Source organism: Desulfonatronum thiodismutans (assembly GCF_000717475.1).
Classification (GTDB): Bacteria; Desulfobacterota; Desulfovibrionia; order Desulfovibrionales; family Desulfonatronaceae; genus Desulfonatronum; species Desulfonatronum thiodismutans.
In genome coordinates this window covers 149,898-173,282 of record NZ_JPIK01000004.1, presented here as the reverse complement: position 1 = coordinate 173,282, position 23,385 = coordinate 149,898, and the positions used below count along the sequence as shown (strand labels likewise).

Genomic DNA, 23,385 nt, shown 5'->3' with positions numbered 1-23,385 from the left:
TCCGCATGGGCTGGTTTCTGGCTTTTTCTTTTTTGGCCACGGACGGGAAAGGCAGACAAAAAGGCAGACTAAGAGTCTAGAGAAGTGAAACAAAAGCCCGATTCCTGGCCGTTCAGAGTATAGTTGCTATCCATATGAGAGAAGAACTTTTCTGGGACCGGGACCCCGCGAACGTGTCTCCGGAGGTGGAAATCGAACGGGCCATCAATTTTGGCGGATTTGATTTCATTCAGCAGGTTCAGGACAGGCACGGGATGGAACGTTTCACGGATGTCCTGATGAACAGCCGCAACTTGAGCCGCAAGGCGGTGAACTACTGGTGTATCGTGTTGGGCCTTGATCGCGCCAAGGCCAGGACATTCAACATGGAAACTGTCTGGAGCCCGTTCCGGTGAGCATGAGATATCAAAACCAAAAGTAACTATTCAGCTCATCCGAGGAAATACGGCCTGGATACCCGCCTTCGCGGGTATGACTGATTGGGATGCGGCATGAAAAACACGTCATTCCCGCGAAGGCGGGAAACCAGCGTCGGAAATGAGCTCAACTCAGGATTTATTGAGTAGTTACAACCAAAAGGCGTTCAGCATGGATCATTTGACGAAGAAGAGCCAGAAAATAAAATTCAAAGGCTTCACCATCATCGAAGTCCTCATCGTGGTCGCCATCCTGGGGATTCTGGCGGCCATCGCCATTCCGCAGGTGACCAAGTACACCACCAATGCCCGTCGGGCGGACGGGAAGACGGCTTTGTTGGCCGCGGCTCAGGCTATGGAGCGGTATTATACGAATAATTACACGTATGTTGATGCGACAATTGGCGTTGACAAGAATGCCACAGTTAAAAAGCTCTCTCAGAGTGGATACTACGACCTTTGCTTTACAGATGATAACCTTACAGAGTGCAAACTTTCCAATTCAGAATCCTTTAAATTTATAATTAAGACAGTGCCTAACGCCAATAAAAAACAAGCTGGTGACAGCTTGTGTGCTAAACTAACCATTGATCATCTTGGCGTGAAAGGAGCTAGAGATAATCAAGGAAATGATCAAACCGAGGCTTGTTGGCGTTGAATATAGCGAAGTAACAGGCGAGTGTCGTGCTTTGCCTAGCCATGACCATCAATCAATTCGAGCAGAAGACGCCCTCAGCGTGTTGGTGAGAGTTGTCAACAACTTTTTCTTCTCATCCCGGAGGGATGTTGTCGTAGAGCCGGTGGTTTTAACTGGCTGGCGGCGCACGGGGCGGATCTCGTCCAAGGCTACTTGTTCGCCCGCCAGGCTGCTGAGCCTCCGATTCCGGTCGTACCGGGGCAGCGTTGATCAGCTATCTTGTTCTTGCTCCGGCAGCCATCGTGCCAAGGCGTTACAGAGTGACCGTGGATCAATGGGTTTGGTCAGGTGGTCGTCCATGCCCGCCTCCTTGGAACGATCCCTGTCCTCCTGCATCGCCCCGGCGGTCATGGCGATGATCGGCAGGCGCCGGTAGAAGGGCCGAGGGCTGAAACCTGAGACCTGAGGTTCAGAGGACCGATCTCCGACTTCCGGCTTCTGAGTCCTGTCTTCTGACTCCTGTCTCCTAATCCTTCTCGTCGCTTCCAGGCCGTCCATTCCGGGCATCTGCACGTCCATCAACACCAGATCGTAGTCGTTTTGTTCCAGGGCTTTGAGGGCTTCCAGTCCGTTTGATGCGACGGCGGCTTGGAGGCCCAGTTTTTTGAGAATTCCCAGGGCAACCGTCTGGTTGACCTGACTGTCCTCCACCAACAACACGCGACCGACAAATCGCGGATAGCCGGTGCTCGGTGATGCGTGGCCCTGGTTGCTCGGCCCGGCCTCAAGACTTTTCTGGTCCTGTACGGCCAGCGGGACCACGAACCAGAATTCCGATCCTTGGCCGACCCGGCTTTCCACGCCCATCTCTCCGCCCATCAGCTCGACGAGCTGCTTGCAGATGGCCAGTCCCAGACCGCTGCCCCCGTATTTACGGGTGCTGGAAGCATCCACCTGTTGGAACTTCTCAAATACCCCGGCCAGCATTTCCTGGGGAATTCCGACCCCGGTATCCCGGACCGTGAAGCGGAGTCTCGCGGTTGAGGGTTCCTCACCAATCCCAGCATCCCAGTATTCCAGCATTCCAGCATTTCCTTCAACCCTCTCAACCGTCACCAGAACCCCACCCTGATCCGTGAACTTCAGGGCGTTCTCCACCAGATTGATCAGAATCTGGCGCAACCGGAGCGGATCGCCGAGCAGGGATGGTGGGACGTCCGGGTTCGTGGAGCAGGACAAGGAGAGTCGTTTGCCGCGTGCCCGGTGGCTCATGATTGACGTCAATTCATCCAGGAGTTGGGCAAGGTTGAACGGGATGGCCTCCAGTTCCAGCTTTCCGGATTCGACCTTGGAAAGGTCCAGGATATCGTTGATCAGTCCCAAAAGTATCTCCGCGCTGGAGAGGATCGTTCCGGTCAAGTCCCGCTGCTCATCCGTCAGCGGCGTGTCCAGCAGCAACCGGGACAACCCGATCACGCCGTTCATCGGAGTCCGGATCTCATGGCTCATATTGGCTAAAAATGCAGACTTGGCCTGATTGGCGGCCTCGGCCCGGCGCATGGCCTCCTGGAGTCGGCCTTCAATGGCCTTGCGCTCGGAGATGTCCACATGGGTGCCCACCATTCTGGCGGCCTTGCCGGCTTTGTCCCGGGACACGGCGCTGCCCCGTCCCTGAATCCACAGCCAGTCCCCGGCCTTGGTCCGCATCCGAAATTCCACTTCAAAGTTTTTCAGGCGGTTTTCCAGGCAGTCCGTAATCCGTTCCCAGGCCAAGGGCAGGTCGTCCGGGTGCACGTTGTCCGACCAAAACTGGACGCTGGGAGCGATTTCACCCGGAGCGTAGCCGAGCATGGCGGTGTAGGCCGGGCTGAAATAGATTTCGTCGGTTTCCAGGTTCCAGTCCCACAGCCCGTCCCGGGTGGCGTCCATGGCCAACTGGAAACGCTCCTGGCTGTAGCGCAAGGCGTTCTCAGCCTTGATCCGCTCCGTCACGTCCATGCCGAACTTGAAGATCACGTCCCGCCCGTCCGGCCATTTGATCACTTTTTCCGTAATCAGCAGGTGCTGCCCTAAAACAGGGCTTTTGTGCTCTTTCTGGTGGGTTTGGTTCGGGTTTTGAAGCAAAAAAGAGTTGCCGCAGAACGAACAGGGGCGATCCTCCAGCTGCAATACGTCATAACAGGTTTGGCCCTCCAGGGTCCTACCATAAGCCGCCTGCATGGCCTTGTTGGCAAAGAGGATTTTATAGCTTTGCGGATCGACGACATACGCGTATTGCCCCATGCTGTCGAAAATCGAGAGCACCTGAGCATGCTCCAGGCGCAAGGCGTCCTCGGAACGTTTGATGCGCAAGGTTGCTTGCACCTGGGCGAGAAAAAACTGGGGGTTCACCGGTTTGGTCATGAACCCGCTCCCTCCGGCCCGCAGGGCCTGGGCCTGATTTTCCGGGTCGGTCATGGTGCCGGACACGAACAGCACATGGCTTCGGCCCATATCCGGATCGGCCTTGATCCGACGACAGAGTTCCAGGCCCTCGATGTCGGGCAAGGACACATCCAGGAGAATCAGGTCCGGCTGTTCCCGCGCGGCAATTTCCAGTGTTTCGGCTCCTGAGTCCGCGATCAGCAGGCGACACATCGTGGGAGCCAGGATTTTTCGGGCCACGGTCAGGAAGTCAGGGTCGTCGTCGACGATCAGGATGGTTTGCATGGCTCTCAAGGTGAGTTCATGTTGTAGTGATTCGGTCAAGGGTTGCACCACGTTCGCTCCTGCAGGGTGCTGACTCTCCATATCCCTACTCGGTCGGTTCGGTGAGCATCCATTCGTAGGCTGGGCATACCGTCACATCCTCTGGAATGTCCGCGGGGGCGCCGTCCTTGTTCAAGGTAAGCAACAGTTTCCCCGCCTTTGGGTGCGGCCGGGCGGCTTCGGCCAAGGCCCGGAGTTCCCGGTGGGCGGTTGTCGGTTCGGAGGCATCGAGGCAAACTTGGATGAGCGTCTCGTTGCCCAGGGGGTCGCGAGCCAGGAAATCCACTTCATGGCCTTCGGGGGTGCGGACATAGGTCGCGGCGCAACGTCGCCTTTCCAGCTCAATCAATACGGCGGTCTCCAGGGCATGGCCGTGATTTCGGCGTCCGCTGCGGTCAAAGAGCGGGATCAGGCCCGGATCAATGGGATAGGTTTTTCGGGGGTTCACCATTCTCTGCCGTTCAGACGTCGCTTCCATCCAAACCGCTCGCACGAGAAAACAATCCTCAAGGTGGGCGAGCAATTGATGCACCGTGTCTCTGGAAATGGCCACCCCCTGGCTTTTTAAACCGGCGTGAAATTTTTCCACCGTGAAGGTTCCCGCCGCATTGCCCAGCAAGTGACGCACCAGCCAGCGCAGGCCGATCACATTGCTGACCCCGTGTCGTTCCACGACGTCCCGGAGTATGGCCACGTCCACATAATCCTGCAGCAGTCGTCTTCTGGAGCCTTGGTCAAGACCCTGAACCTCGGGAAAACCGCCGACGGTCAACCAGTCCAGGAACGCCCTTTCGATTCCGGCTCGTTCCATTCCGGAAAGAAAGGCCGCCTCCGGCGGAATGTCCCGACCCTGATGGCGCATGGCCTCGGCAAAGCTGAACGGATAGAGAGACGCCTCCCAGGCCCGGCCTCGTAACGCTGTCGCGATCTCCCTCGAAAGCAGGGCGGCGGATGAACCCGTTACGACGACATCGCTTGCTCCGGTATCCAGGAGACGCCGAACAAAGCGTTCCCAACCCGGGACCACTTGGATTTCATCGAAAAACCACGTTGCTCGAACCGGACCTGGTCCCCCTGTCGTCCGCCGGGCAAATTCATCAAGCAAAAAACCGAGGTGGACTGCTTCCAAGCCGGCGAGGCGCTCATCCTCGAAATTCAGATACGGCAGATGGGTGAGGGGCGTACCCTGATTGAACTTATCCCGGCGCAACTGATGCAGAAACGTGGTTTTTCCGGCCCGGCGCATTCCCACTACCGCAGTGGCCTTTCCAGGCAGGGAAACAACCCCCCTGATCTGTCTGGGCGTGAAAACCGGCAATGGCGCGGAGATCGCTTCAGCCAGTTTTTCGATTAAGACATCTTTCAAGGATAGCGGGGTCATGGTATGCACTGAGTAGTGTTCTCCTTCGTGAAAGGCGAAGAGTTGGTGCTTTTCTCCCTCAAAAAAAGAGAATTACGCGGGATTTGTTGATTAATCAAGAACCTCCATTTCAAACTTTGGATGTGTTGATGGGGACATGCAATGCTCCGTTATGGTTTGGCTGGAGCTCGGCCATCCTCACGGAGCGTTGGCCCGTTTCGCGGCAGCGGCATGGCTTAGACCGGATGTCGAATGATCTTCTCCAAGGCTTTTCCCAGGTCTTTCATCAGCACCGGGTTGGATCATTCGGGCTCATCCCGGCATGGCGCGGCCCGCTGTTCGTCCAGCGCGCAGCGCACCACGGCGGCCAGATCTTTGAGTTGATACGGTTTGCCGATAAAGCCCGCGGCTCCGGCCGTCTGGGCCGCGTCGGCATTCCCATTGGCCGAATAACCGCTGCTGATCACCACTTTGACCGAGGGATTCATCCGCGACAACTCCTGGAGGCACTTATATCCTCCCATGCCCGGCATATTCAGGTCCAAAAGGACCAAGTCGAGGCTTTGGCCGTGTTCTTGGTAAATCCGCAGGGCTTCTTCTCCGCTGGCGGCGTTCTTTATGGTGTAGCCCAGGGCCTCCAGGGCCTCTTGGGTCAAATCCCGGATTTCCGGCTCATCGTCAACCACGAGAATGGTCTCGTCGCCGCCTGGAGGGGGGCTTTCCAGCGGTTCTTCGGCCGGGCTGATCTCCTGTTCGTTCATGGCCGGCCAGTAAATTCTGAACGACGTTCCTAAGCCCGGCTCGCTGGAGCATTGGATGAAGCCGCCGTGGCTCTTGGCAATGCCGTATGCCGAGGCCAGACCCAGGCCGGTGCCTTTGCCCACTTCCTTGGTGGTGAAGAAGGGATCGAAGATATGCTCGCGGGTTTGGGCGTCCATGCCGTACCCCGTGTCCGTCACGATCAGGAGCACGTGAGGTCCGGCGGACGAGCCCGGATGGTGGTTGACGAAGTCCTTGTCCAGGACCACGTTGCTCGTTTCCAGGGTCAGCTTTCCGCCCTCCGGCATGGCGTCCACGGCATTCCTGGCCAGGTTGAGCATTATCTGTTCGATCTGCACCGGGTCGGCGGTCAAGGGCCAGGCGCTGGGGTCAAGACGCAGCTCCAGGGTGATCATCTTGGGGATGGTCCGTTCCAGCATTCTGGCCACTTCGCGCACTTCGTGGTTCAGATCGACCTGGATCTTGCTGGACTCGGCCTTGCGACTGAAGAGCAACAGTTGCTGGACCAGTACGGCCGCCCGATCCAGGGCCTTGATCACCGCCTGGACCCGGGACTGGGCTTGAGAGCCGAGGGTGGCTTGTTGCGGCAGTAATTCCATGTTGCCGCGAACCACCTGGAGCAGGTTGTTGAAGTCATGGGCCACGCCTCCGGCCAGGGTGCCCACGGATTCCATCTTTTGGGACTGGAGAAACAGACTTTGCAGCTTCTCCTGTTCCTGCTCGGCCCGCTTGCGCTCGGTGACGTCGCGGATGACGTAGACCATTCCCGCTGGCCTGGACTCCATGTCGCGGATCACGGCGCCGTTGACCTCGGCGTCAATGATGGCTTCACCAAGACACAACCGGTATGGTTGCGGGCCGATGCTTTTTTCGATGCGCATCCGGGCGTTCTCCAGTGCGCGAGGCAGGTCGTGCTCGACAAAAAAGGAATAAATGCTTTTTCCGTAGATGCTCGCTTCCGGAACGTTCTCCAAGCCGGGAAACGCCTGCTCGTTGACAAAGGTGATCGTGCCTTCCATGTCCGTCCTGATGATCAGGTCCGGTACGGTTTGCAGGAGCCTGCGCTGCATCTCCTCGCTTTCCAAAAGCGCCTCTTCGGCCTGCTTGCGCTCGGTGATGAACCTTGCCTGCTGCACATTTTGGTGAGCAGTGTTTGAAAGCTGGGTGGCGAGTGTAAAGAGCGCGTCAGCAACTTGCTTGAACTGTTGGCGAGACATGGCGGGTACTTCTTGAAAGGCTTGTGCCGCGGCATCCTCATCGGCGCCGATGGTCCGAGCATAAGCCCTAATTTTTTCTTCGTCCTGCTCCTCGTCACGCACCTGACCGATCAACCAGTTGGCAATGTGGCGATCGCCCACGTAAATGGCTGCGCCGGCATCCCAGAGCCCGCCGCTCAGGCAAGGTTGTATCACCGGACCGTTGCGGTTCATGCGCCCCAATACGGAATCAGACTTGATGCAGTTGGCCTGACCGATTTTTGTTTGACGAATAATTGTGCACAGACGACAAAAGTTGGACGGCGCAGTGATGGGGGTACCGTCGGGACGCGTGATAAGAGCTGCCACTTTGGTTGCCTTGGCGAAATCATCTTGCAGACGCTGCAGTTCGGCAATGTTGAACATTTCCTCAAAACCAACCCCTTCGGAGCTGTCCAGCGGTTGGGTAAGGGCCACAAGGCGCTTTTCCAAGGCATTCTCGGTCCGCTTGCGCTCGGTGATGTCGCGCAGAAACACGACGATATAGTCGTCGTCGGGCAAGCGCATCTTGGTAAGGGACACCTCGGCGGTGAACTCGGTCCCGTCACCCCGGCCATGTTGCCACTCGAACACCTGGTTTTGTCCTTGCTCCACACGATGGACAATTTGCGTGGCCAGCTCCAGGGAGTTCTCTCCGCCGGGCTGCACTGCAGGGGACAATTCACCGGGTTTGCGACCCAAAAGTTGTTCTCGCGGACGCCCAAACTGTTTCAGGGTTTGCGGATTGCAGTCAACGATCCGTTCATCCTTCAAAAGGAAAATGGCATCCGGAGACGCTTCGAAAAGGACCCGATGCTTTTGCTCGGACTGGCTGAGCATGGTTTCCGTTTGCTTGCGTCGGGCATTATCAACAATCTGGGCGGCAATGGCCGCCATGGTGCTGGAAAAAGCCTCCTCGTCCGGATGCCACGGCCTTTGGCCGCCGACGTGTTCCAGGCAAACAATGCCCATCAGCTTGCCGTTGATCATGATGCCCGAGTCCAGCATCGCCGAGATTCCCAGCGGACTGAAATACTCGGCCATTTCCTGGATTCGCGGATCGGTTCGGCAATCTTCGATGGAGATCCTGCCCTCGGCACGGAGACTGTTCAGGTAGGTTGGAATTTCCGCGCAATGCAAGGGCTGGAGAAGAGTCAGGTGGCCGGTTCCCGTCTGGAAAATCGCCTGGCATTTCAGGGTCGCGCCGTCCTCGTTCAGGAGCCAGACACTGGCTCGACTGACCGCCGTTGTTTCAGCGGCCACCTGGACCAGCCTGGCAAAAGCAAGATTCTTATCCCCGGATACAATGGCCTCGTCCAGGGCCAGTCCGGAGATGGCCGCCCGCTGCTTAAGCGCGCGTTCCCCGTTGGTGCGCAGGCTCCTGTTCGTCTCGTCCAGCTCTTGATAGGAAGTGCTCAATCGAACGGCCATGTCCTGGAAGGAACCCAGCAGGTCGGACAGTTCCCGGTCCGCGTTCTCGGAGTCGCGCAGTGATATGGACTGCCCGGCCTGGATGGTCCGCATGGATTCCCCCAGTTGCCGGAGAGGAATAACCACGGACTGCCGGAGGCGTCGGCGCAGCAAAAGTAGCAAGCCCAGCAGCAACACTGCGAGAAGGGCGGAGTAAAAGAAGAAAAAGGAGAGAATCTGCTTTCTGAGCAGCGAAAGATCATAGACAATGGCTATCCAACCCAGGGTCTCCCCCACGGCGGTGATGGGCCTGGCGAAGTAGAGCGAGTGCACGCCTCCGGTCACCCGGTAGGCGCCGTCCGTGCCGAACAGGTCGGCATCGGCCAGAGAAGCGGCCAACAGCGCATCACCCTCTTGGTGTAGTCCGGAAGCGCTTGTCAGAAACCCGCGATCCTGATCGTACAGCGCGACACGGACGATATGCTCGATGTCGAGCATGTCCCGCAGGCGCATGTTCAAGGCGTTGATTCGGTCCTCAAAGAGTTCGTTGGCCAGGTTGTTTTGTTCCCTGGTCACCACCGTGTCCAGGAGGTGGACAACCATGCGGATGTTTTCGTTGCGCCAGTGCAATTGGACCAAGATACCGAAAAAAATGAACAGAACCGCGATCACCAGGAAGGTCAGCAGGATGTCCTTGTTCATCCGCGTGGCGATGCTTTTTTTCATAGCTTTGGCTCCACGGAGGTGACATGTTCAATGGCATCCTGGGTGATGCGCAGGATGTAGACCGGTTTCAGAGGATCACGGGAGTCCTGAAAGCTGATCTCACCGGTCACGCCGGGATACTTCACGGTCATGGCCAGGGCATCGCGGACGGCTTTGGGGTCCGCGCTGCCGGCCCTGCGGATCGCATCGGCCACCAGCCCCAGGGCATCGAAATCGTTGGCTCTTGCGGAAATCAGGACCATCGATGCATCTTCCCCGAACTCTTGGGCCAGAATGCGCTGGAAGGCCCGGCTTGGCTCCGTGTCCCTGGCGGAATGCCAGTGGGAAGCATAGTACACGTCTCCCCAATCAGGGGTGAGATGAGGGTACGCTTCCAGCGCGCTCCAGCCGTCTCCTCCAAGAAAGGGGACGGCAAGTCCCATGGCCCGGGCCTGCTTGAGAATCATCCCGGAGTCCCGGGCATGGCCCGGTAGAAAGACCAAGTCCGGATCGGCTTCCTTGATCATGGATATTTGTCTGGAAAAGTCGGTGTCCGAAAGAAGATAGGGCAGTTGGAGCACGCTCTTGCCGCCCAGGGCGGTGAACAGTTCGACGAAGACGGAACTCAACCCCTCGCTGTAGAGGTCGTCGACAATGTGCAGCACCGCGACTGTTCGGGCTTTCAGGTGGTCATGGGCAAAATTGGCCATGGCCATGGCCTGCGATTCGTCGGTGAAGCTGGCCCGAAAGACGTACTCCCCGATCCGGGTGACCGCCGGGGCCGTCGTATTGGTGCCAATCATCGGAATGCCGGCCTCCTGAAGCACCGGGCCCATGGCCATGGCCTGGGAACTGAACGAAGGTCCGATCACGGCCGTGACCCCGGCCCGCACCGCCTCAAGAGCAGCCTGACGAGCTCCCAGCGGAGTGCTCTGGGTGTCCAGCTCGATCAGTTCAATGGGCCTGCCCAGAACCCCGCCCTGGGAATTCACCGTCCGGGCTGCCAGACGCACGACGCTGAAACTCCATACGTTCTGCGTGCTCAACGGGCCCGTTGCCGAGAACGCGGATGCGATCCTGATGGGCTCCAGGGACTCTCCCCTGACCTGCCCGTCCATGCCGAGGCTGATGGAAATCGCCAATAAAGCCCAGAGCATCAGCCGGAATCCAGCTACCCTCGGTTGCAGAACGCGCCTGGTCTTCATGTGTCCTCCTTGAGAAATAGTGTCGCGGACAACCCGAATCGCGGCGATTATCCAAAATCTTCTTTCGTGTGTTGGTGAATCAGGATGGGGTTGCACACCCTCCCACACTTTCCAAAAATTGAGAAGCTGCTCTGGAATCGTCGGTCTTCGACAAGTCCGCGAGATGTCATGGCAATCAAGCGTCGATAGGCAAGGTAAAGAATACGGTCGTACCCTGTCCCGGCTCGCTTTCCACCCAGATTTCTCCACCGTGCCGATCAATGAACTGCTTGCACAAAACCAGCCCCAGGCCGGTCCCGGTTTCACCTTCCGTGCCCAAATGCCGCTTCTCTTTCTGCAAGGAAAAAACCGAAGGCAATACCTGCTCGTTCATCCCGATGCCGTTGTCTTGAATAGCCACGGTCACGGTCTTCCCGTTCCGTTGAGCCGTGATGACGATCTCTCCGCCCCGGAGGGAGAATTTGATTGCGTTGAACAGGATGTTTCGGATCACCGTGTTGATCATGGGCTGGTCCACGCAAACGGTCAGACCTTGGGGGATGTCCAGACGGATGGCGACATCCTTGTCTTTGGCCATGCCTTGGGCTGAAAAGAAGCTTATGTTGATCAGATCATGCAGGCTGCATGGTCCTGGATCAAAGTCAATGCCGCCCTGACTCATGCGCGACCATTGCAGCAGGTCCTCCAGGAGCGCAAAAGTGTTTTTGGCGTTGTTGTGCAGTTCCGTGGAGAGCAGCCGGATTTCCTGCTCCGAAAAAATCTCCGCCTGGTCAGCCAACATCCCTGTTGCGCTGAGAATGCCGGCCATGGGAGCCTTGAGGTCGTGGGCTATGATGGTGAACAGCCTGTCCTTTTCGGCATTGGATATGCGAAGTTCCTGGTTGATCTGCTCGATTGCCTCCCTCGTCTTTCTACGTTCAGTAATATCAAAGATGTTCCCCTGGATCTTGACGACTCGACCGTTCACCTGAACGGCGTGCGCCATTGTTCGAATCCATATCCGACAACCGTCGGTCTTGGTAATCTGGAAATCCAAATCGTAGGCTTGCCCTTGCTCGACACAGCGTTGAAAAGCCGCCACGATAACGGGGCGATCATCCGGGTCATAGCATTGCAGGCTGCGTGCAATGTGGTCCGGTGAACCGGCTTCGACCTCGCCGGGTTGGAACCCATGGATTCGATAAGCCTCGTCGGTCCAATACATGGTCTGTTGGGCCACGTCCCATTCCCATCCGCCGATTTTCGCGAGTGCCTGCGTGGAGTCGAGCAGTTCGCGGCTTCTTTGCAGCTCTATCTCCGTCAGCTTGCGCTCGGTTATGTCCTGCGTCACGCCGAACCAGCGGGCATCGCCATTGTCAAAAATCACGGAGGTTGATTCGATCCGCAGCCAGCGCACCTCCGATCCGGCAATAAACCGCCCTTCCCAGAGGAATGGTTTTCGGTCGAGATGGGCCTGTCGGTTGCGCGCGAGAAATGCCTCCCGTTCATCGGGATGGGCAAGATTGTTCGCCACCATGCTGTCGGCCAAGACATCTTCACGACGAACCTGGTGTATCGCGCACCACCGGTCGCTAACGTACTCAAATTCATGGCGACCGTCCGCTCGGGTCCAGACAACATAGACGCCCACCGGCACTCGCGTGATCAGGTCGTTGTAGCGGGCCAGGCTTTCCGCCAGTGCGGTTTCCGCTTTCTTGCGCCTAATGATTTCCCAGGTCACGTCGGCCAGAAAGGACAGCTCCTCCATGTCGTTGTGGCTGTAGTCCATGGGTTTGTTGCCTACGCCCAGTATGGCTACGACCACATCCTGGCGCAGCACCGGGACGACCATCTCCCGGATTACTTCGACATGGCCGCTCGGCAGCCCCTTCTTGTTCGGCAGGGAAGCGTAGTCGTTGTGAATCACCCCTCGGCCTTCACGGACGCACTCCACCCAGACTCCTGCCTGGTTGATGTTGTAGTGTAACAATTGGCCCGGGGCCTTGCAGAAGCGCTCCACGGTCGCGGAGGACCATTGCTGCAGGGACAGGGTCTTTTGGTCCGGCTCCACGAAATGCAGAAAGCTGATGGAGCTGTCCAGGAAACGTTCAATTTCGTCCAATGCACTGGTCATCAGCTCAGGCAAGGAATGGTCAGATGCGAATTCGATCAGTCTGAGCCGGATTTCGGTCATCTGTTCCGCGCGTTTGCTGGCGGTGATGTCTTCAAAGGCAACGCCGAGGTGATTGTCCGGCAAGGAAAAAGCCTTGACGCTGAAGACCGCCCGGCGAACTCGGTCGTCCTCGTAATCGACGTCTCCAATTTCAGCCGACTGCCGACTTCGGACTACCTCGGCGAAACGATGGGGGATGCCGGTTTTCCGCAAGCCCGGGAAATTTTCATCAATGGTTTTCCCCAGGACATCGACGACCTTGATCCCGGTCAGTTTCTCCGTTGCCGGATTGGCCTCAACCATGCGTAAGCTTCGGTCATTGTCCAGATCTTCCAGTTGATAGACATACAAACTGGTATGGATGTTTTCCACGATGTCCCGGGCGTGGCGCAGTTTTTTCTCGGCCTCCTTGCGGTAGGAGAGATCCGTGAACGTCACCACGCTGCAATCTCCGGCGGACTTCAGGCGCACGTCCATGTGCCGCACCGTACCGTCCTTGCAGGTCACGGGAATGTCGTAAGGTGGAGTTTCCGTCCGGTCACGCATGGCCGCGGCCACGTCCTCAGCCCATTTGCGTTTGATTGATTCCCGCAGGTTTGGGTCTGGGTAGGCCAACGGCCACCACGCGTCCATAGTGGGGATATCTTCTCGTGTGTAGCCAAGGATTTTTTCAAATGACGGACTGAGGTAGATCGTCTTGTTCTCTCGGTCTGAAATGACGATTCCAATGGGGGCCAGCTCGCCCAAGGTCAGAAAGAGCTGCTCATTTTTGCGTGCCTGCTCTTCCGCGCTCATGAGGTGGGTTAAGTCATGCAACGTGATAATTACCCCGCTTATTCTTTTACTATCGTCTCTGCACGGGGTATAGATTCTGTAAAGAAATTTTCTGGATTGGCCGACGTCTGTCCATCCTTTGTGTGTGCAAGTCTCTCCATCAAGAAGCGATTTTTCAAAATACGGTTTAATTTCTTTATTATAGTAATATTCGCCCATTTTTCTCTTTAAAAATAGTTCGAAATTATTACCTATAATTCTTTTTTCTGGTTCGTTGACAAGATTCTCATATGTATTATTGACAATTAATATTTTTTTGTTCTTGTCGATAAATGCTTGGGCGTTGTTTGAGCTGTTCACCATTAACTTGAATATTTCTAACTTTTTCTCAGAATTTATACGTTCAGAAATTTCATTATTGCACCTATCTATGGCATTTAGAAGATCTTTGTTCTTATTAAGGACAAACTTTTCCAATTTTTCTTTGTTGACATTTAAAGCATCATCCATCTGTATTCGGTCTGTTAAGTCTTGAATAATGACGAAAGTGCTTTGAATGCTTTCAGATTTATCCGCAATATAATCAAATGAAAGAAGGCAGAGTCGATTTTCAGATGAAATTGTCGTTATATTGAGAAGATGGCGATACACGTCTCCGGATCGTTTTGACGTGTCCAGGAAGGCCTTGAGCGTGGCGTGGTCGTCGGGATGCACATGCTTCAGAAAGCGTTTCAGTGTTGGTTTGACGGAAAAAGGCTTATAGCCCAAGAGTTGATACAAAGATGCGGACCAGTGACCTGTTCGGGAGTCACTCCCAAGTGTCCAGACCCCGGTTGTGGAATGGCCGCAATAATCTCTGCCCCGTCTCATCCTCGCGGATAGCGATTCCTCTTGCTCATTGCCTGAACCAAGAAAAAGCGTGGCCATGCAGGTATCCAGCGCTTCGCAAATCTGCTCCAAAACAGCGACGGTGGTCTGCGACTCGCCCCGTTCAATACGGCAATACTGCCTCAGACTGATGTTCAGCTTTTGAGCCAGCTCAGCCTGGGTCAGGCTTTTCAGGGAACGCAAATACCGCAACCGTTCCCCAAGTCGACGGGTCGCGATTGGACATTGCTTCATTTGCTTCTCCCGGTCATGACAGGGTGCTTCGGTTTCAGAAAAAAACGCTGAACTCTTTGATATCGTTGGGAACTCAAGGTGTCCTCAGGAATGATCATACCCCGGCCCGGGCTGGAGATGCCTGGAGGCCTGCCCTGAACCTTTTCAGACGTTAGGAGGATACTACCAAAAAACAGCGCGATGTATATGACACGACGTGGCTAATTTTTGGCGTTTTGGAGTCGGTGGTCGTCGCCACGACTGGAGGGGGCGTGGAATTGCGGGAAGCGTTGCGGTTTAAGAGTGCTGGAAAATTGCGGGAGTCAAGGGTCGACTGGGGTGCAGGGGGGTTGATGCGGTTGGGGTCGTGTCGGCGAAAACCACATATACGGTCATGCGGTCCGTCCTGGTTTCTTGACCATGCTTTGGCGTTCACTCGCCGACCGGCAAGGTGAAAAATGCCGTCGTGCCTTGGCCAGGCGAGCTTTCCAGCCAGATTTGCCCGCCGTGCCGCTCGATAAACTGCTTGCACAGCACAAGCCCCAGGCCGGTTCCTTTTTCGCCTTCGGTGCCCGCTTGGCGATTGACCTTTTCCAAGGAAAACGAATCGGTCAGCACGTTCGGGTCCATTCCGACACCGTTATCCTGAATCGCCATAGTCACATTTTGTCCAGTCTGTCGGGCGGAGACGACAATCTTTCCGCCGCGGTGGGAGAACTTGACCGCGTTGAACAGGACGTTGCGGATCACCGTATTGATCATGGGCTGGTCGACATGAACGGTAAGCCCCTGGGGGATATCCAGGCTGATGGCGACATCCTTGCTTTTGGCCACTTCCTGGGCTGTATAGAAACTCGTGTTGATAAGTTCACGCAGGCTGCATGGTCCTGGATCATAGTCTATCCCTCCCTGACTCATCCGCGACCACTGCAATAGGTCTTCCAAAAGCGCGAAGGTGTTTTTAGCGTTGCCGTGCAGCTCTTTTGAGATAAACCGGATGTCCTGCTCCGAAAAAATATCCGCCTGATCAGCCAGCATTCCCGTTGAAACCAGAAGGCTGGCCATGGGCGCTTTGAGGTCGTGGGCAATGATGGAGAAGAGTTTGTCTTTTTCGGCATTGGCCGTCTGGAGCTGCCGGTTGACTTCCTTGATTTCGTCTTCCGCCTCTTTCCGTTTGGTGATGTCCTGGAAAATACAGTGCATTCTCTGGAACCGACCATGGTTGTCGTACTGAACCCGTCCGCTGAAAAAACCATGGATGCTGGTCCCGTCGCTTTTGATTATTTCGAACTCCATGTTCGGGGTTTCGCCGGTTGCCTTGAGGTTGCGAAAATATTCCCCGAACCGCTCTACGCTCTCGGGGTGGATCATGGTTTTGATGTTCCGGCCGATGAAATCCTCTCGTGGATAACCAAGAAGCTCCAGGGAGGTTTGGTTGACTTCCAAGAGGCGGCCTTGATCATCAAGAGAGAGGTAGGGGACGGGCGCATGCATGAACATGTACCGGAACAGTTCTTCACTGTCGCGCAACGCCTCGGCTTCCGCGACCTGCTTGCGTTCCGTGATGTCCTGCACAATGCCGACCAGGCGATTCAGGGTGCCGGATGCATCCGGCGCATGCCTTCCCGCCGCCCATATCCAACGAACTTCGTCGTCCGTTCGGATGATCCGGCACTCAAAACTCCAATCCTGTTTCGCCTCCACGGCTTTCTTGAACTTCTTTTCCACATGATTCCGGTCTTCGGGATGAACATGCTCAATGAACAAGGGGTACGACCACTCAGCCAGAAGTTTCCGGTAGCCGAAAATATTGTCGTGGAGAATGCATCGGGTGGCGCAAAGGCCCGAGACATCCAACTCCCATGTGCCGATTTTGCATGTCTCAAGGGCAAATTGGAATCGTTTCTCGCTTTCACGGAGTTTTTGTTCCGCTACTTTCTTTTCATCAATGTCAACCAAGAATATCTGAAAATGAGAGATGTTCCCGTCCTCGCAGAATACCGCGAAAGCATTCAAGGATGCCCAAAAGAAGGATCCATCCTTGCGACGTAAAAGATATTCTTGGTCCTTTATTGCGTGTTGTTCTGATAAATGATGCAGAAAGCGTTCTCTGTCAGATGGGGAGGCATAAATTTGAGCGCCTATGTCCGTTACGATGTCGATCAATTCTTGTGGAGTATCATAGCCAAGTATCTGAGCCGTTGCCGAATTGACCGAGATGAGACGTCCCTCCGGCGTGGAAGTGTAGATGCCGATGGGCGCGTTGTCGAAGATGTTCTGGAGATCAAAGCCGGGTGTTGGGCTATTTGGATTTTTGCGGGGATGTGTATCGTGCATGGGAGGCTCCTGAGCGTGGGCTTGTCATGGCTTACGGCAAAAGAGCTGCCTGAGATATTTTTGATACATATCTCTTCGAAAATCAAGGGTAAATTAAATCAAGGATAATATGGTCCGCCATTGGGTGGGGGCAGGTTCATTCTTGACTGTTTCGTCTCCCGAGAATGAAACAAGAATTCGGATCAATCTGATCGCCGAATAATCTTTTCCAAGGCCTTTTCCAGGTCTTTCACCAGCACCGGCTTGGCTAGATAGTCGTTCATCCCGGCTTCCAGAAACTTCTCCCTATCCCCGGCCATGGCGTAAGCGGTCAGGGCGATGATCGGCGTTCGCCGAGAGGGCTGAGGGTTGAAACTTGAGACCTGAGGGTCAGAGTTCGGATCTCTGTCTTCTGACTTCTGACTTTCGTCCTCCATGGCACGGATGCGTCGCGTTGCCTCCAGGCCGTCCATCTCCGGCATCTGGATGTCCATCAGGATGACGTCGAAATCCTGCTCCTTGAGCAGTTTCAGGACCTGTTTGCCGTTTTCAGCGAGGGTGACGTGGTGCCCGGCGAGTTTCAACCGTTCCTGGGTGGGGAAAGCGTTCGACGGATCGTCTTCGGCCAGCAAAATGCGCAAACCGGATGGGGCGGAAGCGGAGGGCAACGGGGAATCGTTTTTCGTAGTCGTGTCGTCGGGGAGCTTGAAGTGCAGGGCGAAGTGGGCTGAAGTGCCTTCACCTTCCCGGCTTTCCATGCAGAGATTTCCATCCATGAGTTCAACCAGCCGCTTGACGATGGCCAGTCCCAGTCCTGCCCCTTGGTGTCTACGGGTGTAGGAGCCGTCCACTTGGGTGAAGGGCTGGAAAAGGTCCTTCAACTTGTTCTCGGGTATGCCGATGCCCGTGTCGGTTACGGTGAAGAGGAGCCGGGCGGCTCCGGGTTTCCAGGACCGGATCGGAACCATATCCACGGTGATTTTTCCGGCATCGCTGAATTTCAAGGCGTTGCCGACCAGGTTGAAGAGAATTTGCCGGACCCGGGCTTCGTCTCCCACCAGGCGCGGCGGAATGGCGGGATCAACGGTGCATTCCAGGGCGATGCCCTTGCTTTGGGCCGTGACGGCGAACAGTCCGGTGATGGAGTCTTGCAGTTCGTCCAGGCTGAATGTCGATGCATGGATCTCCATCTTGCCCGCCTCGACCCGGGACAGGTCGAGAATGTCGGACAGCAGCCTGGTCAGGCGCTCGGCGGAACTTGTGGCAAGCTGAATGTAGCGATGTTGCTTGTCGTCCAGCCTGGTAGTGTTCAGGAGTTGCAGCATGCCCATGACGCCGTTGATCGGGGTGCGGATTTCGTGGCTCATATTGGCCAAAAATTCGGATTTGGCCTGGTTGGCTGCTTCAGCCTGTTCCTTGGCCTGGAGCAGGGCTTGTTCGTGCTTTCTTTGGTCGGTGATGTCCTCCACCGCCGACAGAATGAACCGTTCGCCCTTTATCTCCGTGATCAAGCCCTGCAGACGGACCGGCACCCGGTGGCCGTCCGCGTGCATGTATTCTTTATCGAATGGTCCATACCGTCCGGTTTCGGCGAGAAATCGCAACTGAGCCTGTTCCAGTGATTCATATTCCTCTGGAGTCATATCCCAATACGTCAGGGATAACGTCTCATCAACAGTGCGTCCGATGATCCGCGCATAGGCGGGATTGACGTCCACGAGGCTCCCATCCATACGACAAAGCGCCAATCCGATGGGGGACTCGTCAAACAGGGTCCGGCTGTATTTCTTTTCATCCCGTACCTGTTCCTCGGACTGTTCATGGATCAAGCGTCTGATCATCAGGCTTCCAAGCAGAGCCGTGGCCACGGGATAGATCAGCATCACCGGCCCGGCGATGTTTGTAAAAACATGAAACGCGACATCCCTGGGCAGGAAGACCGTCATGGCCAGCATGCCGATGTGGACGGCGATTCCGAAAGCGAGGAGTTCAAGCCATGAAATGGCTGCCAGTCGCTTTTTCCGCGCATACCGCCAGGCGAGGCCGATGCCCCCTGAAACCAGGATCGCCGCGACGCCCATCCAGACGCCCGAACCGCCTTGATAAAGGCGCAAGGCGGCCGTCATGGCCATGGTCAGCGCCGCGGGAATGGCCCCGAAGAACAGGCCCGTTATGCCGATCAGGACGGATCTCGTATCAAATACTACGCCGGGAAGCAGAGTCCACGGGGTCAGCATGACCACCATGCCGATGCCTCCGAGAAGCAGTCCGACAAAGACCTTTTGGAGAAGAAAGAGTTCCCCGCTTCGCCACCTGGAGGCGAAAACGTCGAAAAGCAATGCCGTCGCCAGAAGCAGCGCGGCGTTTTGCACCAAGGCGACCATGGCCGAAGACGATGGTTCCACGATGATCTCCTAAATTTTTCGTCAACATCAGCGGGCCTGACCGCCGGATGTCGGTTCATCCAGCACAACCCGCACCATGGTCGCCAGTTCCTTCAGCCGGTACGGTTTGCCGATAAAGCCCGCGGCTCCGGCCGCCTGGGCCGCGCCGGCATTCCCATTGGCCGAATAACCGCTGCTGATCACCACTTTGACCGAGGGATTCATCCGCGACAATTCCTGGAGGCACTTATATCCTCCCATGCCAGGCATATTAAGGTCCAAAAGGACCAAGTCGAGGATTTGGCCGTGTTCTTGGTAAATCCGCAGGGCCTCTTCTCCGCTGGCGGCGCTCTTTATGGTGTAGCCCAGGGCCTCCAGGGCCTCTTGGGTCAATTCCCGGATTTCCGGCTCATCGTCAACCACGAGAATGGACTCGTCGCCGCCTTGAAGGATGCTTTCCCGCGGTTCCTCGGTCGGGCTGATCTCCTGTTCGTTCATGGCCGGCCAGTAAATTCTGAACGACGTTCCTGAGCCCGGTTCGCTGAAGCATTGGATGTAGCCGCCGTGGCTCTTGGCGATGCCGTATGCCGAGGCCAGGCCCAGGCCGGTGCCTTTGCCCACTTCCTTGGTGGTGAAGAAGGGATCGAAGATATGCTCGCGGGTTTGGGCGTCCATGCCGTACCCCGTGTCCGTCACGATCAGGAGCACGTGAGGTCCGGCGGACGAGCCCGGATGGTGGTTGGCGAAGTCTTGGTCCAGGACCACGTTGCTTGTTGAAGTCATGGGCCACGCTTCCGGCCAGGGTGCCCACGGATTCCATCTTTTGGGACTGGAGAAACAGACTTTGCAGCTTCTCCTGTTCCTGCTCGGCCCGCTTGCGCTCGGTGATGTCGCGCATTTCCCGCAGGCGCATGTTCAGGGAGGTGATTCGTTTCTCAAAGAGTTCGTTGGCCAGAGTATTTTGCTCCCTGGTCACGACCGTGTCCAGGAGGTGGACGACCATCCGGATGTTTTCGTTGCGCCAGTGCAATTGCATCAGGATGCCGAAGATAATGAACAAGACCGCGATCACCAGGAAGGTCAGGAGGATGTCCTTGTTCATCCGCGTGGCGATGCTTTTTTTCATGGCTTTGGTTCCACGGAAGTTACATATTCAGTTCATTTTGGTTCGTGCCGTTTTCACGGCCCTGGCGCGGTTCAGGCCGGTCCTCGGGTGATTTTCTCCAAAGCCTTTGTCAGGTCTTTCTTCAACACCGGTTTGGCCAGGTAGTCGTTCATCCCGGCTTCCAGGAACTTTTCCCGATCTCCGTCCATGGCAAAGGCGGTAAGGGCGATGATGGGAATATCCTTCTTGGGGCCGAGGTCGGTGGAGGAGCGGATGGTCTTGGCGGCCTCGATGCCGTTCATTACCGGCATCTGGATGTCCATCAGGATGCAGTCGAAATCCCGGTCCTTGAGCAGGTCCAAGGCCTGTCTCCCGTCTTCGGCCAGGGTTACCGCATGACCGGCCCTTTCCAGGCGTTTTACGGTCGGATAAGAATTTGAAGGATCGTCTTCGGCAAGCAGTATGCGCAGGTTGGGCGGGGCGGGAACAGAGGGCGCCGGTGGATCTTCCGGAAGGGCGACGTCATCGGGGAGCTTGAAATACAGGTCGAAGTATACCGAAGTACCTTCTCCTTGCCGACTTTCCACGCAGAGCCGTCCGTCCATGAGTTCAATCAGGCGTTTGACGATGGCCAGGCCAAGCCCGGAGCCTTGGTATTTTCTGGTGTGGGAGCCGTCAAGCTGCGTGAAGGGCTCGAAAAGCTCTCTCAGTTTGTTTTCGGGCATGCCGATGCCCGTGTCGGTCACGGAAAAGAGAATTCGGACGGCTCCGGGTTTCCAGGAGCGAATCGGAGCCATTTCCACCGTGACCTTGCCGGTATCGCAGAATTTCAGCGCGTTGCCGATAAGATTGAAGAGGACTTGCCGGACACGGGCTTCGTCTCCGATCAGGCGCGGCGAAATGGCAGGGTCAACGGCGCACTCCAGGGCGATTCCCTTGCTTCTCGCCGTGACGCTGAACAGGCCGGTTATGGAGTCTTGCAGTTCTTCCATGCTGAACGTTGTTTCACGGATCATCATCTTGCCCGCCTCGACCTGGGACAAGTCGAGAATGTCGGACAGCAGTCTGGTCAGGCGTTCGGCGGAACTGGCGGCCAGTTGAATGTAGTGTTGCTGTTTGTCGCTTAGCGCGGTGTTGCTCAAGAGTTGCAGCATGCCCATGATGCCGTTGATGGGCGTGCGGATTTCGTGGCTCATGTTGGCCAGGAATTCGGATTTGGCTCGGTTGGCGGCCTCGGCCCGCTCCTTGGCCAGGACCAGGGCTTGTTCAACCTGCTTGAGTTTGGTGATGTCCTGATTGGTGCCTATCAGCCGAGTTGCCCTGCCGAGCGCATCTCTGGACAAAACACTCCCGCGTCCCAATATCCATCTCCAGCTTCCATCCTTGGCTTTAAGTCGAAACTCCAAAGTCAAGGATTCCGCCTGATTCTCAATGCAATCCTGGGTTATCTCGAGGGCTTTTTTCTTGTCTTCAGGATGCAACAAATCCGTCCATTGCGTTACATCCGCGGGAATCTCATGGGCCTCATATCCCAGCATTCCGAAAAAGCCTGGGCTGTAATAGGCATGGTTGGTCCGCACATCCCAGTCCCAGACTCCATCGCTGACGGCCTCCATGCTCAGTCTGAACCGCTCCTCGCTTTCCTTCAGGGCGCTTTCCATCGTTTTACGTTGCGTGATGTCGGATAAAGTGCCGTAAATCATCAACGGCTTGCCTTCCGGGGTTCGGGTCATGATTTGACCTCTGTCCTCGACCCATACCCAGCTGCCGTCTTTGTGCCTCATGCGGTATTCATAATCAAAATAACGCACTTCCCCCGTGAAATGTCGTTCCAGCAGTTCGCCGGCATTTTTCAGATCATCCGGATGAACGAGGTTTTCCCAGGTCTGGATGGAAACAGGCGTCAACTCTTCCAGAGTATAGCCGACAATCTCGGCCCAGCGTGCGTCAATGATGTGTTCGCCGGTTTGGAGGTTCCATTCCCAGGTCGCCACGTTGGTGCCGTTGATGATGTTTTCCAGGCGCAACCGCTGGGATTGCAGTTCTTTCTCGGCGAGATATCGAAATGTGACGTCCCGGTTGACGACGACGGCCGCTTCCACGTTTCCTCGTTCGTCCAGTACCGGCGCGGTGTAGTTGAGGATGATCTTCTTCTCGCCGTCAAAGGCGTCTATTTCCAGGAGTTCGTCGACAATGGTCTCGCCTTTGTTCACGGTGCGCGCCAAGGCCCAGTCGTCAGGCGCGATTTCTTCTTCTGTCGGCAGACGTCTGGCTTTGAAAACGCCATACTTTTTCTGATCAACCTGAGGTTCCGCCCCCCAAATGGCCACTCCCGCCGGGTTGCCTCGCTGAAGTTTTCCGTTACCGTCCGCGATCCACAAACCCACGGGCAGGATTTCAAAGATTTTCCTGAACAGGTTTTCGCTTCGGCGCAATTCCTGCTCGGCCAATTTCCGTTTGGAAATGTCTGTAATAAATCCCTGATAAGCCCTGATTCGTCCAACCCGATCTCTCAGGACGCGGGCGTTTCTGTTCACCCAGAACAGGGTCCCGTCCTTGCGAACCATGCGAAATTCCTGGTCCAAAACCTGACCTTCCGCTTCCAGGACCGTTTTGAATTTCTCTCTGTCTCGCGGGTCGACGTAGAGCTGCGCGGCAATGTCGATGATTGCGTCCAGCAGTTCTCGCGGCGTCTCAAACCCAAACATTTTTGCCGCCGCGGGGTTGGCCGAGAGAAAGCGGCCTTCGGGCGTGCTGGTGAAAATGCCGATGGGTGCGTTCTCGAAAATGTCTTGAAGGCTTAAGTCCGGATCAGACCCTGGGCCAGACTCAGGATCAGGCCCAGGGTCTGGGACACTGTCGTTGAAAGAGAACGTTTCGGGCATGGACGGCTCCTCTGTTGCAGGGATGAATGCGCTTTGGGGACGGGGAATAACCATGCCGGGGGAGGCAGGTCGGAATCATGACATCCATCGGGAAGGCCTTGTTCTCGTCGTTTCGAGCAGCGCCCTCTCCTGAAGCATCTCGCAATGAAATTGGTGGGCTAACTGAACTTGC

Annotated in this window: 12 protein-coding genes and 2 pseudogenes; 3 read left to right on the top strand and 11 right to left on the bottom strand. The window is 56.1% G+C overall.

What is annotated here, in order from left to right:
* Nucleotides 1-134: 134 nt before the first annotated feature.
* Both GY33_RS0101330 and GY33_RS21610 read left to right on the top strand, forming a co-directional pair.
* A complete protein-coding gene (locus GY33_RS0101330) occupies nt 135-395 on the top strand; it encodes a hypothetical protein (RefSeq protein WP_031385609.1) in 261 nt (86 codons plus the stop codon).
* Nucleotides 396-588: 193 nt separating this feature from the next.
* Nucleotides 589-1,074, top strand: coding sequence for a type IV pilin protein (locus tag GY33_RS21610; RefSeq protein ID WP_051822173.1), 486 nt, complete (start codon nt 589-591; stop codon nt 1,072-1,074).
* Nucleotides 1,075-1,323: 249 nt separating this feature from the next.
* Here the strand turns inward: GY33_RS21610 and GY33_RS0101320 are convergent, their stop codons facing one another.
* The 10 genes and pseudogenes from GY33_RS0101320 to GY33_RS0101280 form a co-directional block, all read right to left on the bottom strand.
* Complete coding sequence (locus tag GY33_RS0101320) at nt 1,324-3,762, bottom strand: response regulator (RefSeq protein WP_051822172.1); 2,439 nt, start codon at nt 3,760-3,762, stop codon at nt 1,324-1,326.
* 85 nt (nt 3,763-3,847) lie between these two features.
* Nucleotides 3,848-5,182: an ATP-binding protein gene (locus GY33_RS0101315; RefSeq protein WP_035270966.1), complete on the bottom strand. Its 1,335-nt coding sequence runs from the start codon at nt 5,180-5,182 to the stop codon at nt 3,848-3,850.
* A gap of 281 nt (nt 5,183-5,463) precedes the next feature.
* Entirely contained in the window at nt 5,464-9,312 is a 3,849-nt protein-coding gene (locus tag GY33_RS19515) for a PocR ligand-binding domain-containing protein (protein ID WP_051822171.1), read from the bottom strand.
* On the bottom strand, nt 9,309-10,496 hold the full coding sequence (locus GY33_RS0101305; protein WP_031385604.1) for an ABC transporter substrate-binding protein: 1,188 nt from the start codon (nt 10,494-10,496) through the stop codon (nt 9,309-9,311). The genes GY33_RS19515 and GY33_RS0101305 overlap by 4 nt, the downstream gene beginning before the upstream one ends.
* Before the next feature lie 175 nt (nt 10,497-10,671).
* Entirely contained in the window at nt 10,672-14,349 is a 3,678-nt protein-coding gene (locus GY33_RS0101300; RefSeq protein ID WP_235185431.1) for a PAS domain S-box protein, read from the bottom strand.
* 15 nt (nt 14,350-14,364) lie between these two features.
* Nucleotides 14,365-14,544, bottom strand: a pseudogene (locus GY33_RS21905) (helix-turn-helix domain-containing protein); the annotation flags it as partial.
* Between the two features lie 411 nt (nt 14,545-14,955).
* Nucleotides 14,956-16,017: a PAS domain-containing sensor histidine kinase gene (locus GY33_RS21605; RefSeq protein WP_235185430.1), complete on the bottom strand. Its 1,062-nt coding sequence runs from the start codon at nt 16,015-16,017 to the stop codon at nt 14,956-14,958.
* A 102-nt stretch (nt 16,018-16,119) separates the two neighbouring features.
* Nucleotides 16,120-16,860: pseudogene (locus tag GY33_RS21900) on the bottom strand (PAS domain-containing protein); the annotation flags it as partial.
* A gap of 182 nt (nt 16,861-17,042) precedes the next feature.
* Nucleotides 17,043-19,244 (bottom strand): ATP-binding protein, encoded by a 2,202-nt coding sequence (locus tag GY33_RS19510; protein ID WP_152555016.1) that lies wholly within the window; start codon nt 19,242-19,244, stop codon nt 17,043-17,045.
* Between the two features lie 27 nt (nt 19,245-19,271).
* Nucleotides 19,272-20,006 (bottom strand): response regulator, encoded by a 735-nt coding sequence (locus GY33_RS0101280; RefSeq protein ID WP_051822169.1) that lies wholly within the window; start codon nt 20,004-20,006, stop codon nt 19,272-19,274.
* Here GY33_RS0101280 and GY33_RS20805 point away from each other — a divergent pair.
* Nucleotides 19,990-20,493 (top strand): hypothetical protein, encoded by a 504-nt coding sequence (locus GY33_RS20805; protein ID WP_152555015.1) that lies wholly within the window; start codon nt 19,990-19,992, stop codon nt 20,491-20,493. The genes GY33_RS0101280 and GY33_RS20805 overlap by 17 nt on opposite strands.
* Here GY33_RS20805 and GY33_RS19505 read toward each other — a convergent pair.
* Nucleotides 20,421-23,213, bottom strand: coding sequence for a PAS domain-containing hybrid sensor histidine kinase/response regulator (locus GY33_RS19505; RefSeq protein WP_051822168.1), 2,793 nt, complete (start codon nt 23,211-23,213; stop codon nt 20,421-20,423). The two genes, GY33_RS20805 and GY33_RS19505, sit on opposite strands and share 73 nt — an antisense overlap.
* Between the last annotated feature and the right edge of the window lie 172 nt (nt 23,214-23,385).

What these genes read in the sequence shown, in the direction of transcription:
- GY33_RS0101330 (WP_031385609.1), top strand. Translation starts at nt 135, where the DNA reads ATGAGAGAAGAACTTTTCTGGGACCGGGACCCCGCGAACGTGTCTCCG.
- GY33_RS21610 (WP_051822173.1), top strand. Translation starts at nt 589, where the DNA reads ATGGATCATTTGACGAAGAAGAGCCAGAAAATAAAATTCAAAGGCTTC.
- GY33_RS0101320 (WP_051822172.1), bottom strand. Translation starts at nt 3,762, where the DNA reads ATGCAAACCATCCTGATCGTCGACGACGACCCTGACTTCCTGACCGTG.
- GY33_RS0101315 (WP_035270966.1), bottom strand. Translation starts at nt 5,182, where the DNA reads ATGACCCCGCTATCCTTGAAAGATGTCTTAATCGAAAAACTGGCTGAA.
- GY33_RS19515 (WP_051822171.1), bottom strand. Translation starts at nt 9,312, where the DNA reads ATGAAAAAAAGCATCGCCACGCGGATGAACAAGGACATCCTGCTGACC.
- GY33_RS0101305 (WP_031385604.1), bottom strand. Translation starts at nt 10,496, where the DNA reads ATGAAGACCAGGCGCGTTCTGCAACCGAGGGTAGCTGGATTCCGGCTG.
- GY33_RS0101300 (WP_235185431.1), bottom strand. Translation starts at nt 14,349, where the DNA reads ATGGCCACGCTTTTTCTTGGTTCAGGCAATGAGCAAGAGGAATCGCTA.
- GY33_RS21605 (WP_235185430.1), bottom strand. Translation starts at nt 16,017, where the DNA reads ATGCATGCGCCCGTCCCCTACCTCTCTCTTGATGATCAAGGCCGCCTC.
- GY33_RS0101280 (WP_051822169.1), bottom strand. Translation starts at nt 20,006, where the DNA reads ATGACTTCAACAAGCAACGTGGTCCTGGACCAAGACTTCGCCAACCAC.
- GY33_RS19505 (WP_051822168.1), bottom strand. Translation starts at nt 23,213, where the DNA reads ATGCCCGAAACGTTCTCTTTCAACGACAGTGTCCCAGACCCTGGGCCT.